This window comes from Pseudonocardia halophobica (assembly GCF_050948485.1).
Lineage (GTDB): Bacteria > Actinomycetota > Actinomycetes > Mycobacteriales > Pseudonocardiaceae > Pseudonocardia > Pseudonocardia halophobica.
This window is the reverse complement of record NZ_CP192046.1, coordinates 4,834,060-4,849,241: the sequence shown is the minus strand read 5'-3', so window position 1 is coordinate 4,849,241 and position 15,182 is coordinate 4,834,060. Positions and strand designations below refer to the sequence as shown.

Here is a 15,182-nt window from a genome sequence, read left to right as displayed (position 1 = left end):
GCCGCGTCCTCATTGGAGAACCCATCTATGCGCATCACGAAGCTCGCCGTCGCGCTCGTCGCTGCGACCTCACTCGGCCTGCTGGCCGGTTGCGGGGGCGGAGGCAGCACCAGCACCGCGGTCACGCCCGAGGGCACCCAGAAGGCGCAGGCCGCGCAGCAGACCGTCGACGCCGCCAAGGCGGTCCCGGGCACGGAGGACCTGGGCCCCGCGATCGACGTCAGCTCCCTGCGGGGCAAGACGATCTACAGCATCCCGATCGACAGCAAGGCCGAGTTCTACCAGGCCGGTGAGCAGGCGATGCGGGGTGTGGCCGAGAAGGCCGGCGTCACCCTCGTGACCTTCCCCTCGGACGGGACCCAGACCTCCTACCAGCAGGGGATCGCCCAGGCGATCAACGCGGGCGCCGCGGCGATCCTGCTGAACGGACCGCTGCCCTCCACCCTGGGGCCGCAGATCGACGCCGCGACGAAGGCCGGCATCCCGGTGGTGCCGCTGCACATCTCGGACAAGGGCAGCCCGGTCACCCCGGGGCTGAAGTACGAGGCCTTCGCGCCGTTCAACGAGGCCGCCCACCTGATGGCACTCGCCGCGGTCGCCGGGCAGAAGGGCGCGCCCGTGCACGCCCTGATCATCCAGTCGTCGGAGACGGGCCCGGCCAAGGGCATGGTCGACACGATGCAGAAGGCCCTGGCCGACGAGGCGCCGGCCGGGTCGGGCGCCGAGGTGATCAACGTCGCGGTGCCGCAGTGGTCGCAGCAGATCCAGAGCCAGGTGCAGTCGGCGCTGCTGAAGAACCCGAACATCAACGCCGTCCTGCCGATCTACGACTCGATGGCGCTCTACGCCGCGCCCGGCATCAAGCAGGCCGCGGGCGGCCGTAGCGTGCCGATCTACACCTTCAACGGCACCCCGTCGATCCTGAAGATGGTGCAGGACGGCCAGGTCGCGATGGACGCCGCCGAGAACCCGGACTGGGTCGCGTACGTGAACATCGACGTCGCGTTCCGGGCGATGCTCGGGGCCGAGCCGGTGCCCGCGGAGTCCGGCCCGCTCCGTGTCATCGACGCCTCCAACGTGGCCGAGACCGGCACGCCGCCGCAGAGCGGCAAGGGCTTCGGCGACGAGTACGGCCCCGCGTTCCTCAAGATGTGGGGCCTGGCCTGATGACCACTCCCGCGCCGCTGTTGGGTGTCACCGGCCTGACCAAGGCGTTCAACGGCGTCCCCGCGCTGCGCGGGGTCGACCTGGACGTCCGGCCCGGCGAGGTCCACGGGCTGCTCGGGGCCAACGGTTCCGGCAAGTCCACCCTGATCAAGATCCTGGCCGGCTTCCACGATGCCGACGGCGGCACCGTGACCGTCGCCGGGACGACGGTGCGCAGCCCGTTCGGGGCCCGCGGTCTGCGCGACCACGGCCTGGGCTTCGTGCACCAGGACCTCGGGCTGGCCGGCGCGGGAACCGTCCTGGAGCACATGGCCCTGGACTCCGGGGGCGACGCCCCGGGCTGGAGCCGGGTGAACTGGAAGGCCGAGCGCCGCCGCGTCACCGAACTCCTGGAACGCTTCGAGATCGACGTCGACCCGGCCGCCGCGATCGACACGCTCACCCCGGTGCAGCGGGCGATGGTCGCGGTGGTCCGGGCCGTCGGCTCCCAGGAACTGCGCTCGGGCAGCGGCGGCGGGCAGATCCTCATCCTCGACGAGCCGACGGTGTTCCTGCCGCGCCACGAGGTGGGCCTGCTGTTCGCCCTGCTCCGCCGGCTGCGGGACCGCGGCGACGCGGTGCTGCTCGTCTCGCACGACCTCGACGAGATCCTCGAGGTCACCGACCGGGTCACCGTGTTCCGCAACGGGCGCACCGCCGGCACGCGCTCCACCGCCGGCGCCACCCGCGACGACCTTGTGCAGCTCATCCTCGGCGCCCGGGACGAGCACGTCCCCAAGGGCGACGCGGCGGTCCGCACCGACCGGCCCGCGCTGCTGTCGGCGCGCGGACTCCGGGGGAACCGCGTCCGCGACCTCGACCTGGACCTGTTCGCGGGCGAGGTGGTAGGGGTCACCGGGCTGGCCGGCTCCGGCTTCGAGGAGCTCCCCGACCTGCTGTTCGGGGCGCGGCACGCGCCGGCCGGGCGGATCGAGCACGCCGGCCGGACGATCTCGAGGCCCACCCCGGCGCGGTCGATGGAGGCCGGGGTGGTGCTCATCCCGGCCGACCGCAAGGGGCAGGGGGGCGCGCTGGGCCTGTCGGTCCTGGAGAACGTCTCGCTGCCCTTCCTCGCTGGTCGGGCGCGCGGGTGGCGGGTCGACTGGAAGGGCCTCGGCCGGCAGGTGCAGGACACCTGCGACCGGCTCGGCGTGGTCCCGGCCAATCCGCAGGCGATGTTCGGGCACCTGTCCGGCGGCAATCAGCAGAAGGCCCTGCTGGGCAAGTGGATGGACACCGACCCGCAGGTGATGCTGCTCGCCGAGCCCACCCAGGGCGTGGACGTCGGCGCCCGTCGCGAGATCTTCGTGCTCATCAGGGAGGCCGTGGCGCAGGGCATGGCGGTGCTCTGCGCGACGTCGGACTACGAGCAGCTGGTGGAGATGGCCGATCGGGTGCTCGTGCTCGACGGCGGCCGGATCAGCGCCGAGATCACCGGATCGAACATCACCAAGGACGTCCTGGCGTCCGCGGTCTACGCGGAGGAGGCATCGTGAGTGCCACGGAGGAGAAGAAGGCACAGAAGGAGAAGGAGAAGGAGGCGGTCCGGGCGTCGGCCGCTCCCGCCTCCTCCGCCCGCAGGAAGCGCAAGGCACCCGCGGAGCCGGAGCGGTTCGCCCTCCTCGGCGTGTGGGCCGTGCTGATCCTGGCCTTCAGCCTCGTCGTGCCGCAGACGTTCCCGACCGCGGCCAACGTCTCCAACATGCTGTCCTCGCAGGTCGTGCTGCTGATCCTGGCGATCGGCCTGCTCTACCCGCTGCGGGCCGGCGACTACGACCTCTCGGTGGCGGCCACGCTGAACCTGGCGACCGTGGTCGTCGCGGTGCTCAATGTGCAGCAGGGCTGGGGCATCGGGTGGTCCGTCCTGGTCGCGATCGCCGCGAGCCTGCTCGTCGGCGTGATCAACGGGCTCATCGTCACGGCCTTCGACATCAACCCGTTCATCGTGACGCTCGGTATGGGCACCGTCGTGCAGGGACTGGTCTACCTGCTCTCGAACTCGGCGACGATCAGCGGCGTCGACCGGACGCTGTCGGACGCGGTGCTCTTCCAGCCGTTCCTCGGCATCCCGATCGGCTTCTTCTACGCGCTGGCGCTGGTCGTGATCGCCTGGTACGTCTTCGACCACACCGCGTTCGGGCAGCGGCTGCTGTTCGTGGGACAGAGCCATGACGTGGCCCGGCTCAATGGCGTGAACGTCTCGCGGCTGCGCTGGCGCTCGCTCGTCATCTCGGCCGGCTTCGCGGGCCTCGCCGGCGTCGTCTACGCGGGCACCACGGCCAGCGCCGATCCCGTCTCCGGCGCGTCGTTCCTGCTCCCGGCCTTCGCGGCCTGCTTCCTCGGCTCGACCGTCCTGCGCATCGGTCGGTTCAACCCCTGGGGCACGTTGATCGCGGTGTACTTCCTCGTCACCGGCATCACCGGGCTGCAGCTCCTCGGGGCCCAGCAGTACGTGCAGCAGCTCTTCTACGGCGGCGCGCTGGTCATCGCGGTCGTCCTGTCCACGCTCGTGCGCAACCGCGGCGAGCGCAAGCGGCGCGCCGAGGCCGCCGCAGCGTGATCACCACTCTTCTCCAAGGAGCACCACAGTGAAGGCACGCGGAGCCGTCATCCACGAGATCGGCGCGAAGTGGGAGGTCCAGGACCTCGAGCTCGACGAGCCGCGGGACCACGAGGTCCGGATCAAGGTCATGACGAGCGGGCTGTGCCACTCCGACGACCACTTCGTCACCGGCGACCTGGCCGTCACGCTGCCGATGGTCGGCGGGCACGAGGGCGCGGGGATCGTCGAGGCGGTCGGGCCGGGGGTCACCAAGGTCGAGGTGGGCGACCACGTCGCCACACTGTTCATCCCGGCCTGCGGCAAGTGCCGCTACTGTGCGCGGGGCCAGCAGTACATCTGCGACAACGGTGCAGGCATGGAGCACGGGCGTGCGATGGACGGCACGGCCCGCTTCCATGCGACGGACGGCACGGACGTCGGCGGCGTCACGCGGCTGGGCACGTTCGCGAACTATCTGGTCTGCCACGAGAACCAGGCCGTGAAGGTGCCGGACGACATCCCGTTCGAGCTGGCCTGCCTGGTCTCCTGCGGCGTGGCCACGGGCTTCGGCGCCGCGGTCAACGGCGGTCCCGTCCGCCCCGGGGACGTCGTGCTGGTCGCCGGGCTCGGCGGCGTCGGCGCGAACGCCGTGCAGGGCGCCCGGATCGCCGGTGCCGCGCACGTGATCGTCGTGGATCCGGTGCCGTACAAGCAGGAGCGGGCCGAGGACTTCGGCGCCACCGCCGCGTTCGGCTCCATCGCCGAGGCCCGGCCGCTGATCGACCAGCTCACGAACGGGCAGGGCGTGAACGTCGGCATCGTGACCGTCGGGCGGGTGGACGGCGACATCATCGGCGACGTGTTCGCGGCCGTCGGCAAGGCCGGGCGGTGCGTGCTGGTGTCCGTCGGCTCGTCGGACCGCCACCTGGCGGTGAGCCCGCAGGACCTCACCAACTTCGCCAAGTCCATCAAGGGCGTGATGTACGGCGACTGCAACCCCACCGCCGACATCCCGGGTCTGCTGGAGCTCTACCGCAGCGGCGTCCTGCGCCTCGACGAGCTGGTGACCCGCCGTTACTCCCTCGAGGAGATCAACCAGGCGGTCGAGGACATGCACGCGGGCCGCAACATCCGCGGCGTCCTCGTCCACCAGCACTGAGACCGGCACCGAGCCCCTCCGCGAACAGGAACCCACGCATGACTGGAGTGACCGACACCCCGGCCGCGCCCGCGGCCCGGACCGTGGAGCACACCGACACCCGCTGCTGGCTCAGGACGGGCATCCGGACCCGTGACGTCGAGACCGTCTGCGTCGATCTCCATGGCTGACGGCACGGCGTCGGTCGCGCCGCTGCCGATCGACCGCACCAACCTCACGCTTGCCGACCGGGTGGAGACGCTGCTGCGCGACGCGGTCGTCCAGGGCGAGCACCCACCAGGCGCCCGGCTGTCCGAGGCGGACATCGCCCGGTCCTACGGGGTCAGTCGTGGCCCGGTCCGGGAGGCGCTGCGCCGGCTCGAGCACCACGGGCTGGTGACGGTCGAGCCGCACCGCGGGGCGTTCGTCCGGACCCTCGACCTGGAGGAGGTCCGGGAACTGTTCGAGGTCCGGATCGCCCTGGAGGCGGAGGCGGCCGAGCTGGCCGCCGGCCGGATCGACGCGGCGGGAGTCGCCGAGCTGCGCCGGCTCGCACAGACCGCGGGGGAGGAGGTCGCGCGCAGCGGGCGGTCGGGGGTCTTCGACACCCACGACCTGCACGATCTGGTGGTCCGGCTCGCCGGCAACCAGCGGCTGGCCCGCACCGTCGCCCAGGTCAACGCCGAGCTGCGGCTGGCCCGCTCCCGCTCGGGGGCGACCGGGTCGCGCGCGGTCGAGGCGGTCGGCGAGCACGACCGGCTCGTCGACGCCCTGGTCTCGCGCGACGCCCGCGGCGCGCGCGAGGCCATGCGGGACCACCTCGGGGCGGCCCTGCGCAACACGCTGACGCTGCTGCAACCCACGTACGCGGACGGGAGGGCCGGATGAGCACGATCTTCCAACCCTGGAAGCTCGGGCGGATCGAGCTGGCGAACCGAGTGGTGATGGCGCCGATGACCCGTAACCGCGCGGACGTGGCGGGGGTGCTGCCGGACTCGGCGGCCACCTACTACGCCCAGCGGGCGGGGGCCGGGCTGATCATCACCGAGGGCACCCAGCCGAGCGCCGCGGCCCAGGGCTATCCGGGAACGCCCGGCCTGCACACCGACGACCAGGAGAAGGCCTGGTCCCGGGTGGCCGACGCGGTGCACGCCACGGGCGGGCGGATCTTCTGCCAGCTCATGCACACCGGCCGGATCTCGCACGAGAGCCTGATCCCGGCCGACGCCCGGGTGGTGGCCCCGAGTGCCGTGCGCGCCCGGCTCGAGGTGGCCCGCGCCGACGGCGTGATGGTGCCCGCACCCGAGCCCGTGCCGCTCGACGAGGCCGGGATCACGCAGGTGATCGAGGACTTCGCGGCGTCAGCCGCCCGCGCCGTCCGGGCCGGCCTCGACGGGGTGGAGCTGCACGGGGCGAACGGCTACCTGCTGCACCAGTTCCTCTCCCCGGGCACCAACCTGCGCACCGACCGCTGGGGAGGCTCGCCGGAGGGGCGGGCGCGGTTCGTCGTCGAGGTGACCGCGGCCGTGGCCGAGCGGATCGGCGCCGACCGCGTGGGGCTGCGGATCTCGCCCGGGGGCCAGTTCAACGACATGGCCGACAAGGGCAACGAGGACACGTACCTGGCGCTCGCCGACGCCCTCGCGCCGCTGCGCCCCGCCTACCTGCACACCTTGCGCAGGCGGTCCTCCCCGCTCCACACCGAGTTGCGGAGGCGCTGGCCCACGACGTACCTCCTCAACACCGGCTACCTCGGCGGCAGCGAGCTCGCCGACGTCGCGCCGCTGGTCGGGGAGGAGGCCGACCTGGTGAGCGTGGGGCGGCTGTTCATCTCGAACCCGGATCTCGTCCGGCGCTGGCGCGAGAACCTCCCGCGTGCGGCCTGGGACGAGTCGACCTTCTACACGCCGGGGGACGCGGGCTACGTGGACTACCCCACCCACTCGGCTGACGCCGATCCAGAGCAGGGAAGTGACGCATGAGCACGATCCAGGCGCCCTTCGACGGGCGTGTCGTGGTGATCACTGGGGCCGCGTCCGGCATCGGTGCCTCCACCGCGGAGGTGTTCCGGGACCAGGGCGCGACCGTCGTCGGCTGGGACCTCTCCGGGACGAAGGAGGCGGGCCCGCTCGACCTGACGGACGCGGCCGCGACGAAGGCCGCCGCCGAGGCGGTCGTCGCCGAGCACGGCCGGGTCGACGCGCTGGTCAACTGCGCCGGGATCATCACCGACAACCTGCCGGTCGAGAAGACGGACCCCGCGGACTTCCGGCGGACCTACGAGGTCAACGTCGGCGGGATCGTGCACGCCGCCCAGGCGCTGTACCCCGCGCTCGCCGAGGCGCGGGGCGCCATCGTCAACGTGGCCTCGCAGGCGGCGCTCGTCTGCCTGCCGCACCAGTCCGCGTACTCGGCGTCCAAGGGGGCGGTCGCGGCGTTGACCCGGTCGATGGCGATCGACTGGGCGGAGGCGGGAATCCGGGTGAACGCGGTGTGCCCCGGCTTCACGCTCACCCCGATGGCCAAGCAGCAGATGACCCCCGAGCTCGACGCCGCCGTGTCCCGGCGGGTTCCCCTCGGGCGGATGTTCGAGCCGGAGGAGATCGGCCAGGTCATCGCGTTCCTGGCCTCGTCCGCCTCGTCCGCGGTGACCGGGGTGGTCATGCCCGTCGACGGCGGCTGGACCGCCGGGGAGCCGGCCCTGCCGATGGGGTCCGCATGAGCGGGGTCGCGTACGTGACCGGAGCCAGCTCGGGCATCGGCCGCGGTGTCGCCGTGCGGCTGGCCGCCGACGGCGCCCGGGTCGTGCTGCTCGGCCGGGACGAGAAGCGGCTCGCCGAGGCGGCCGCGGACTGCGGGCCCGACGCCGTGACGGCGGCGTTCGACGTGGCCGACGCCGCCGCCGTCGACGCCGAGCTGCCGGGCCTGCTGGAGCGCACCGGCCCACCCGACGTGGTGGTGCACGCGGCGGGCCAGACGGTGGTCGGCGCGCTGGACCAGCTCACCGCCGAGCAGTGGCACCGCCAGCTCGACGTGAATCTGACCAGCATCCACAGCCTCAACCGGCACCTCTGGCCGGCGATGGTCCCCGCAGGGGGCGCGATCGTGCTCGTGGCGTCCACGGCGTCGTTCGCGGCGTTCCCGCAGGACGCGGCGTACGTCGCGTCGAAGGGTGCGGTCCTCGCCCTGACGAAGGCGATGGCGCTCGACGGGGCCCCGGTGGGCATCCGGGTGAACGCGGTGTGCCCGGGGTTCATCCTGACCCCCAACCTCGAGGGGTACTTCGACGCCCAGGAGGACCCGGCCGCCGCCGCGGCGGGAGCGGCCGCGGCCGCGCCGCTGGGCCGGATGGGAAGCCCGGCCGACGTGGCGGGGGCCGTCGCCTACCTGGTCTCGCCCGACGCGGCCTTCGTCACCGGCACGTCCGTGCTGGTCGACGGCGGGCTACTGGCCCGGGTGCCGGGGTGAGCGCTCACCTCAGCCGTAAACTGTTGACAGTTGGCAGGTTGAGGTTGGAAAGTGATGACAGGGGGCACTGAAGCCCCCGGACGAGCACGATCGATCGACCTCCAGGAGGTTCCATGACCACCCCGGCGCGAACGCTGCGCGCCCTGCTCGGGGCGCCGGACCGGCCGCTGGTGCTGCCGGGTGCGGCGAACGCCCTGACGGCCCGGGTGGTGGAGGACGCGGGCTTCGACGCGGTCTACGTGACCGGCGCGGGCGTGACCAACACCTACCTCGGGATGCCGGACCACGGCATCCTGACCCTCGACGAACTCTGCGGACACGTCGAGGCCATCTGCGACGTCGTGGCCCTGCCGGTCGTGGTCGACGCCGACACCGGCTTCGGCAATGCGCTCAACGTGCAGCGCGCGGTGCGCAGGCTGGAGCGGGCCGGCGCTGCGGCGATCCAGCTCGAGGACCAGATCAGCCCGAAGAAGTGCGGGCACTTCACCGGCAAGGAGGTCGTGTCGCTCGGGGAGATGGTCGGCAAGGTGCAGGCCGCCGTCGACGCCCGGCGCGACGACGACCTGCTGATCGTCGCGCGCACCGACGCCCGGGCGTCCGAGGGCCTCGAGGCCGCCTGCGAGCGGGCCGCGGCCTACCGGGACGCCGGCGCCGACGTGATCTTCGTGGAGGCGCCGGAGAGCGCCGACGAGATGCGGTACATCACGACCCAGGTTCCGGGCCTGCACATCGCCAACATGGTCGAGGGCGGCCGGACCCCGCTGCTGCCCCGCAGGACCCTCGGCGAGCTCGGCTTCGCGGTGGCGCTGTACGCGAATGCCACGATGCGCGGTGCGGTGGTCGGGATGCGCGAGGTCCTCGCGCACCTCGGCAAGCACGGTGACACCCGGGAAGCGGGACACCTGATGATCAGCTGGGAGGACCGGCAGGCGCTCGTGCGCAAGCCCGAGTTCGACCGGCTCGAGGAGCGGTACGCAGCGACCGCGGAACGGAGGCGGGTCCGGTGAGCACGCACGACCTGAGGTTGCGCGGGGGCCGCGTCTTCCAGCACGGCGCCGGCCTGCAGGAGCTCGACGTCCTCGTGACCGGCGGGGTGATCAGCGGGCTGGTGGCCCGGGACGCCGAGGTGGCGGCCGCCCAGGAGGTCGATCTCGCGGGCAAGGTCGTCCTGCCCGGTGGCATCGACCCCCACGTGCACCTGGGCAAGGACATCCGGGTGCCGCGCGATCCCGAGGACGGTGAGCGCGAGACGGCCTCGGCCGTCGCGGGCGGCATCACCACGATGCTGATCTACCTGATGAGCGCGGACCCCTACGAGAAGGTCTTCGCCGAGTCGGACGCCGCGATGGCGGGCAACTCGCACACCGACTACGGGTTCCACTTCGTGCTCGGCACGGACGAGCAGGTCGCCTCGATCCCGGACTATGTGCGCGAGCTGGGCGTACCCAGCTTCAAGTTCTTCATGAACTTCCGCGGCGACGAGGGCAAGTACCTCGGCCTGCCGGGCAACGACGACGCGTACATGTACAACCTGTTGGGCACCGCCGCGGACGCGGGAGCGCTCGTCTGCCCGCACCCGGAGAACATCGAGCTGGTGTGGAAGCTGCGTGAGCAGCCCCGGGACGAGACGATCCCGCCGCTCGAGGCCTGGTACCGCAGCCGCCCCCCGGTCGTGGAGGCCGAGGCGGTGCAGCGCGTCGCCTACTTCGCGAGCCAGACCGGCGCGTCGGTCTATGCGGTGCACACCAGCAGCAAGGCCGCGCTCGACGCGATGGGCATGCAGCAGACGGCGTACCCGAACCTGTTCACCGAGACCTGCACCCAGTACCTCACCCTGACCACGGACGCCGACTGCGGGACCTACGGCAAGGTCAACCCGCCCATCCGGCACGCCGAGGACGTCGAGGCGCTGTGGGAGGGCGTCCGGACGGGCGCCGTCGACACCGTCGGCTCCGACCACAACTCCCGGCACCGCACCGCCAAGGAGAAGGACATCTGGACGGCGTCGGCGGGCTTCCCCGGCACCGGCCTCGTCCTGCCGACGACGGTCGGTGAGGGCCTGCGCCGGGGCATCGACCTCGAGCGCCTGGTCGACGCGACGAGCACGCGGGCGGCGCAGCTGTTCGGGCTGTTCCCGCGCAAGGGGACGATCCGGGTCGGCTCCGACGCGGACCTCGCCGTCGTCGACCTCGACGCGACCACCACGGTGCGCGCCGAGACCCAGCACTCCGTGGCGGAGTACTCGCCGTGGGAGGGCCGGGAGATCCCGCTGAAGGTGGTGCACACGCTCGTCTGCGGGCGGTTCGCGGTGCGCGACGGCGAGCTCGCCGACACGCCCACCGGCACCTACCTGTCCCGGACCAACGGCGGCGCCGCGGCGCTCGCCTCGCAGAAGGAGCTCGTGTGACGGATCCCGTGTGGACGGTCGGCGGGGCGGGGGTCATCGACGAGACCACCCTGCGCCACTACGACCTGGCCGGCTTCGGCAAGCCCGTCGGCCTGGGCGCCCGGCCCGCCCTGCTGATCATCGACGTGCAGTACCGCACCGTCGGCACCACCCCGGCGCCGTTCGAGGAGGCGGTCAAGGAGTTCCCGACCAGCTGCGGTGAGGTCGGCTGGGCCGCGGTGGAGCGGATCGCGGAGCTGGTCGCGACCTTCCGGGAGAAGGGCTGGCCGATCCTGTACCCGCACGTCGCGCCCAAGCAGTCCTACGACGCGGGCCGGTTGGGGGCCAAGGTCCCCGGGATCATGGACATCCCGGCCAAGGGGTACGAGTTCGTGGCCGAGGTGGCCCCCGTCGAGGGCGACGTGCTGGTGCCCAAGCGGCACCCCAGCGCGTTCTTCGGGACGCCGCTCGCCAGCTACCTGGTGGAGACCGGCGCCGACTCGCTCGTCGTCACCGGCTGCACCACCTCGGGCTGCGTCCGGGCCAGCGTGGCCGACGCCTTCTCCTACAACTTCCGGGTCAGCGTGCCGGCGGACGCCGTGTACGACCGCAGCGCGGTCGTGCACGAGGTCAACCTCTTCGACATGGCCCAGAAGTACGCGGACGTGACCACCACCGGCGCCCTGCTCGGCGCGCTGGCGGAGCTGCCCGCACGGGCCTGACCCGTGCCGCGCGGCCGGGCGCTCAGTCGGGCTCGGCCGCGCGCAGCACGGCGAGGGCGCTGTTCAACGAGCTCGAGAGGTGGGCCTCGAGGAGGGAGGCGGCGTGGTCGCCGTCCCGGTCGTCCAGAGCCGCGACGATCGTCCTGTGCTCGTCGAGAGCGGTACGGGCGCGCCGGGGCTGGTGGGCCGAGCGCGCCCGGGCGAGCTGGATCTTCCGTCCGACATCGGTGAGGGCCTGGATCAGCGGAGGACTGGCCGCCAGCCGCGCCAGCCGGGCGTGGAAGTCGGGATCGGCGGGGTAGGAGCCGGTGGCGTCCGAGCCCATGCTGGACTCCGTGTCGTCGAGCATCCGGCCGAGCTCGTCGATCCGCTCCTGCGGGGCGTAGCGGGCGGCGAGCCGCACGGCGTGCGTCTCCAGGGCGATCCGCAGCTCGTAGAAGTCCGAGAGCTCGCGCGCCGAGAAGGAGCGGACGTACACGCCGCGATGGGTCACGGCCTCGACCAGGCCCTCGCTGGCCAGGCGCTGGATGGCCTCGCGCAGCGGTCCGCGGCTGATCCCCAGCGCCTGCGACAGGTGCACCTCGTTGAGTCGCTCACCGGGGGAGAGGGTGCCGTCGAGGATCATGTCGCGGAGGACCTCCAGGCTGCGCCCCGCGAAGGTCGCGACGGGGCCCAGCTTGGCGGGGCGGTTCTGCTCGGTCACCGGGTCTCCTCGCCGCGGTCGCTGCGACGGGGGCAGTCCGGGTGGACGCCCCGCCGGGCCGCGATCGCCGATCGGTTCGAACTGTCGACACATCGAATAGTAACTGAGCTGCTGCGGACCGCGGTCGAAGGCGACCGTATCTCGCAAACTGTTGACAGTTGTCAGTTTGTACCGCAGCCTATGACCCAGCCGCGGAGAGCCGCGGCCGGCAGGACAAGGAGGTGCTGGCGGTGGAATCGGACAAGCGGTCCCTCGCGGGCCGAGCGGGTACCGGAGCGCGTCCCGGGGTGAACTCCGGGGCGGAGGTGGACGCGGCTGCCGTGCCGCAGTCGATCGACCGCAGGGTCGTGGCGGCCGGACTGGTCGGGTCCGTGGTCGAGTACTACGACTTCGGCATCTACGGCTACCTCGCCACGGTGCTCTCGGTCGTCTTCTTCGCGAACGGCACCGACCCCACCACGGCGCTGCTCGCCACGTTCGCGACCTTCGCCGCGGCCTTCGTGCTCCGCCCCCTCGGCGGACTCATCTTCGGTCACCTGGGTGACCGCTTCGGCCGCTCGCGCATCCTGGCCGCGACGATCCTGTCGATGTGCGCGGCCACGGTGGCGATCGGTGTGCTTCCCACGTATGCGGCGATCGGCGTCGGGGCCGCGTTCCTGCTGGTGGCGGCGCGGTGCGTGCAGGGCATCGCCTCCGGTGGCGAGGTCGGTGGTGCCGCGGCGTACGTCGCGGAGAAGTCGCCGCCCGCCCGGCGCGGGTTCCTCTGCTCCACCGTCCAGCTCGGGGCGCTGTCGGGCGCGTTGCTCGCGTCCGTCGCCGTCACGATCCTGACCTCGGTGCTGACGTCCGAGCAGCTCGCGGCCTGGGGCTGGCGCATCCCGTTCCTGATCAGCCTGCCACTGGGACTGGTGGGTCTGTGGATCCGGTACCGCCTCGAGGACTCGGTCTCCGACGAGGAGCTCGAGGCAGGGGAGGGGGAGGCGTCCGCTCCCGCCGTCGAGCTCGTCCGGGCGCACCTGCCCGGCCTGCTGCGCACCCTGGGCCTGTCGACGCTGCTGTTCGCCGGCTACTACGTCACCTATGTGTACGCGTCGACGCACCTGCAGCGGACCGGCGGGTTCAGCCCGGCCGCCGCCTTCTGGTCGACCACGATCACGCTGATCGTGTCGTGTGCGGCCATGCCGTTCTTCGGCAAGCTCTCCGACCGGTGGGGCCGGCGACCGGTGCTCCTGATCGCGGCGATCGCGTTCGGCGTGCTCGCGGTGCCGTGCTTCGCCGTCATGAACGCCGGCGCCCTGGCGCCGGCCATCCTGGCGCAGGTGGTGCTCGGCCTGCCCGAGGCCGCGCTGATGGGCGTCGTCTTCGCGACGTTCGCCGAGATGTTCCCGTCGCGGGTCCGCTACACCGGCATCGCGTTGGGCTTCAACCTCGCCAGCATGGCGGTGGGCGGCACCGCGCCGCTGATCTGTCTGTGGCTGCTCGGCCTGACCGGCAGCCCGCTGGCCCCCGCGTGGTTCCTCGTGGCGGCCGCCGTCGTCACCGTGGGGACCGCGCTGACCCTCACCGAGACCCGCGGCACCGCGCTGCGGACCGGCTGACCCCGGAACGAGGAAGGACCCCCGTGCCCGAACAGTCCGAAGTGGATGTCGACGTCGTCGTGGTCGGAGCCGGCGGCGGCGGGCTCACCGCCGCGCTCGCCGCGACCGACGGCGGCGCGACCGCCGTCGTGCTGGAGAAGGAGGAGCGCGCGGGCGGCAACACCGCCCTGTCCACCGGATCCGTGCCCGGCGCCGGGACGCGCTGGCAGGGTGAGGCGGGCATCGACGACTCAGCCGAGCGGCTGGCCACCGACCTGCTCCGCCAGTCCGGTCCGCACGACGCCGAGGATCTCGTCCGAACGCTCGCCGCGGCGAGCGCGGGGCTGGTCGAGTGGCTGGTCGACACGCATGCGATCGACCTGCGGCTCATCACGGACTACAAGCACGTCGGGCACTCGGTCCCGCGGCTGCACGCCCCGCCGTCCCGCAAGGGGCAGGCGCTCGTCGCCGATCTGCTGCGGGCCTGCAAGGCCGCGGACGTCGAGGTCCTCACGCACTCGCCGGTCGAGCGGCTCGTGGTGGAGGACGGGGTGGTCCGCGGGGTCGTCGTGTCCGGCGGCCGGTCGGGTACCTACACCCTGCGCTGCCGCGCGGTCGTGCTGGCCGCCAACGGGTTCGGTGCCAGCCCGGACATGATCGCCCGGTTCGCCCCGCAGGCCGTGGGGCTGGAGTACCTCGGTGCGCACGGCAGCACCGGCGAGGCGGTCCGGTGGCTGCTCGACCTCGGGGCCACGCTCGGCAACGCGGAGGCCTTCCAGGGGTACGCGGCCGTCGCGAGCCCGCACGGCTCGATCACCTCGTGGACCACGGTCGAACACGGCGGGATCGTCGTCGACGCGCAGGGGCGCCGGATCGGCGACGAGTCGATCGGCTACTCCGGTTTCGCCGCCGACGTCGCACGTGCCGAGGGCCCCGTGCACGTCGTGTTCGACACCTCCATCCGGGACTCGGTGGCCGCGCACGAGGAGGAGTTCGCCGACCTGCTGGCCGCCGGCGGTGTCAGGGAAGCGGCCGACGTCCCCGCGCTGGCGGCAGCGATCGGGGCCGACGAGGCGGAGCTCGGCCGCACCCTGGACGCCGCCCGGGCCGCGGCGGCGGGGGAGCGGCCGGACCCGACCGGGCGGTCCGACTGGGGACGCGGGCCGCTGCGCCCGCCCTACGCGGCGGTGCGGGCGATCCCCGCGCTGTTCCACACCCAGGGCGGGGTGCAGGTCGACGCCGACGCGCGGGTGCTCGGCCAGGCGGGCCCGATCGCCGGCGTGTACGCCGCGGGCGGGGTCGCCGCCGGCGTGAGCGGGCGCGCGGGTGGCGCCGGCTACTCGTCGGGCAACGGCCTGCTCGCGGCCCTCGGCCTCGGCATGCTCGCCGGCCGGCACGCGGCCGTCCCGCGCTGACCCGACGCCGCTCCGGCATCCGACG

Annotated in this window: 15 protein-coding genes; 14 read left to right on the top strand and 1 reads right to left on the bottom strand. The window is 72.8% G+C overall.

Annotated features, from left to right (window positions below; translation table 11 throughout):
* The first annotated feature begins 27 nt into the window (after positions 1 to 27).
* The 12 genes from ACQP04_RS22980 (at position 28) to ACQP04_RS22925 (ending at position 11,462) form a co-directional block, all read left to right on the top strand.
* Complete coding sequence (locus ACQP04_RS22980) at positions 28 to 1,167, top strand: sugar ABC transporter substrate-binding protein (RefSeq protein ID WP_433502632.1); 1,140 nt, start codon at positions 28 to 30, stop codon at positions 1,165 to 1,167.
* Complete coding sequence (locus tag ACQP04_RS22975; RefSeq protein ID WP_433502631.1) at positions 1,167 to 2,702, top strand: sugar ABC transporter ATP-binding protein; 1,536 nt, start codon at positions 1,167 to 1,169, stop codon at positions 2,700 to 2,702. Before ACQP04_RS22980 ends, ACQP04_RS22975 begins: the two co-directional genes overlap by 1 nt.
* A complete protein-coding gene (locus ACQP04_RS22970; RefSeq protein WP_433502630.1) occupies positions 2,699 to 3,766 on the top strand; it encodes an ABC transporter permease in 1,068 nt (355 codons plus the stop codon). The genes ACQP04_RS22975 and ACQP04_RS22970 overlap by 4 nt, the downstream gene beginning before the upstream one ends.
* Positions 3,767 to 3,794: 28 nt before the next feature.
* Complete coding sequence (locus ACQP04_RS22965; protein ID WP_037039912.1) at positions 3,795 to 4,907, top strand: NDMA-dependent alcohol dehydrogenase; 1,113 nt, start codon at positions 3,795 to 3,797, stop codon at positions 4,905 to 4,907.
* 38 nt (positions 4,908 to 4,945) lie between these two features.
* Complete coding sequence (locus tag ACQP04_RS22960; RefSeq protein WP_433502629.1) at positions 4,946 to 5,077, top strand: hypothetical protein; 132 nt, start codon at positions 4,946 to 4,948, stop codon at positions 5,075 to 5,077.
* The gene (locus ACQP04_RS22955) at positions 5,070 to 5,774 is read left to right on the top strand and encodes a GntR family transcriptional regulator (RefSeq protein ID WP_433502628.1); all 705 of its coding nucleotides are present in this window, start codon (positions 5,070 to 5,072) and stop codon (positions 5,772 to 5,774) included. The genes ACQP04_RS22960 and ACQP04_RS22955 overlap by 8 nt, the downstream gene beginning before the upstream one ends.
* The gene (locus ACQP04_RS22950) at positions 5,771 to 6,868 is read left to right on the top strand and encodes an alkene reductase (protein ID WP_433502627.1); all 1,098 of its coding nucleotides are present in this window, start codon (positions 5,771 to 5,773) and stop codon (positions 6,866 to 6,868) included. Before ACQP04_RS22955 ends, ACQP04_RS22950 begins: the two co-directional genes overlap by 4 nt.
* A complete protein-coding gene (locus tag ACQP04_RS22945) occupies positions 6,865 to 7,608 on the top strand; it encodes an SDR family NAD(P)-dependent oxidoreductase (protein WP_433502626.1) in 744 nt (247 codons plus the stop codon). The genes ACQP04_RS22950 and ACQP04_RS22945 overlap by 4 nt, the downstream gene beginning before the upstream one ends.
* Positions 7,605 to 8,354, top strand: a complete 750-nt coding sequence (locus ACQP04_RS22940; RefSeq protein WP_433502625.1) for an SDR family NAD(P)-dependent oxidoreductase — start codon at positions 7,605 to 7,607, stop codon at positions 8,352 to 8,354. Before ACQP04_RS22945 ends, ACQP04_RS22940 begins: the two co-directional genes overlap by 4 nt.
* 113 nt (positions 8,355 to 8,467) lie before the next feature.
* Positions 8,468 to 9,361 (top strand): isocitrate lyase/PEP mutase family protein, encoded by an 894-nt coding sequence (locus ACQP04_RS22935; RefSeq protein WP_433502624.1) that lies wholly within the window; start codon positions 8,468 to 8,470, stop codon positions 9,359 to 9,361.
* On the top strand, positions 9,358 to 10,761 hold the full coding sequence (locus tag ACQP04_RS22930) for a dihydroorotase (protein ID WP_433502623.1): 1,404 nt from the start codon (positions 9,358 to 9,360) through the stop codon (positions 10,759 to 10,761). Before ACQP04_RS22935 ends, ACQP04_RS22930 begins: the two co-directional genes overlap by 4 nt.
* Positions 10,758 to 11,462: an isochorismatase family protein gene (locus ACQP04_RS22925; RefSeq protein ID WP_197040421.1), complete on the top strand. Its 705-nt coding sequence runs from the start codon at positions 10,758 to 10,760 to the stop codon at positions 11,460 to 11,462. The genes ACQP04_RS22930 and ACQP04_RS22925 overlap by 4 nt, the downstream gene beginning before the upstream one ends.
* Positions 11,463 to 11,484: 22 nt before the next feature.
* Here the strand turns inward: ACQP04_RS22925 and ACQP04_RS22920 are convergent, their stop codons facing one another.
* Entirely contained in the window at positions 11,485 to 12,165 is a 681-nt protein-coding gene (locus ACQP04_RS22920; protein ID WP_433502622.1) for a GntR family transcriptional regulator, read from the bottom strand.
* A gap of 320 nt (positions 12,166 to 12,485) precedes the next feature.
* Between ACQP04_RS22920 and ACQP04_RS22915 the strand changes: the two genes are divergently transcribed.
* Together ACQP04_RS22915 and ACQP04_RS22910 are read left to right on the top strand one after the other, a co-directional pair.
* Positions 12,486 to 13,763 (top strand): MFS transporter, encoded by a 1,278-nt coding sequence (locus ACQP04_RS22915; RefSeq protein WP_433502621.1) that lies wholly within the window; start codon positions 12,486 to 12,488, stop codon positions 13,761 to 13,763.
* Positions 13,764 to 13,786: 23 nt separating this feature from the next.
* Positions 13,787 to 15,157 carry an FAD-dependent oxidoreductase gene (locus ACQP04_RS22910; protein ID WP_433502620.1) on the top strand — a complete coding sequence of 457 codons (1,371 nt, stop codon included), beginning with the start codon at positions 13,787 to 13,789 and terminating at the stop codon, positions 15,155 to 15,157.
* Positions 15,158 to 15,182: the final 25 nt, after the last annotated feature.

Coding starts and splice junctions, on each gene's coding strand:
- ACQP04_RS22935 (WP_433502624.1), top strand. CDS start 8,468: ATGACCACCCCGGCGCGAACGCTGCGCGCCCTGCTCGGGGCGCCGGAC.
- ACQP04_RS22975 (WP_433502631.1), top strand. CDS start 1,167: ATGACCACTCCCGCGCCGCTGTTGGGTGTCACCGGCCTGACCAAGGCG.
- ACQP04_RS22960 (WP_433502629.1), top strand. CDS start 4,946: ATGACTGGAGTGACCGACACCCCGGCCGCGCCCGCGGCCCGGACCGTG.
- ACQP04_RS22940 (WP_433502625.1), top strand. CDS start 7,605: ATGAGCGGGGTCGCGTACGTGACCGGAGCCAGCTCGGGCATCGGCCGC.
- ACQP04_RS22945 (WP_433502626.1), top strand. CDS start 6,865: ATGAGCACGATCCAGGCGCCCTTCGACGGGCGTGTCGTGGTGATCACT.
- ACQP04_RS22980 (WP_433502632.1), top strand. CDS start 28: ATGCGCATCACGAAGCTCGCCGTCGCGCTCGTCGCTGCGACCTCACTC.
- ACQP04_RS22950 (WP_433502627.1), top strand. CDS start 5,771: ATGAGCACGATCTTCCAACCCTGGAAGCTCGGGCGGATCGAGCTGGCG.
- ACQP04_RS22955 (WP_433502628.1), top strand. CDS start 5,070: ATGGCTGACGGCACGGCGTCGGTCGCGCCGCTGCCGATCGACCGCACC.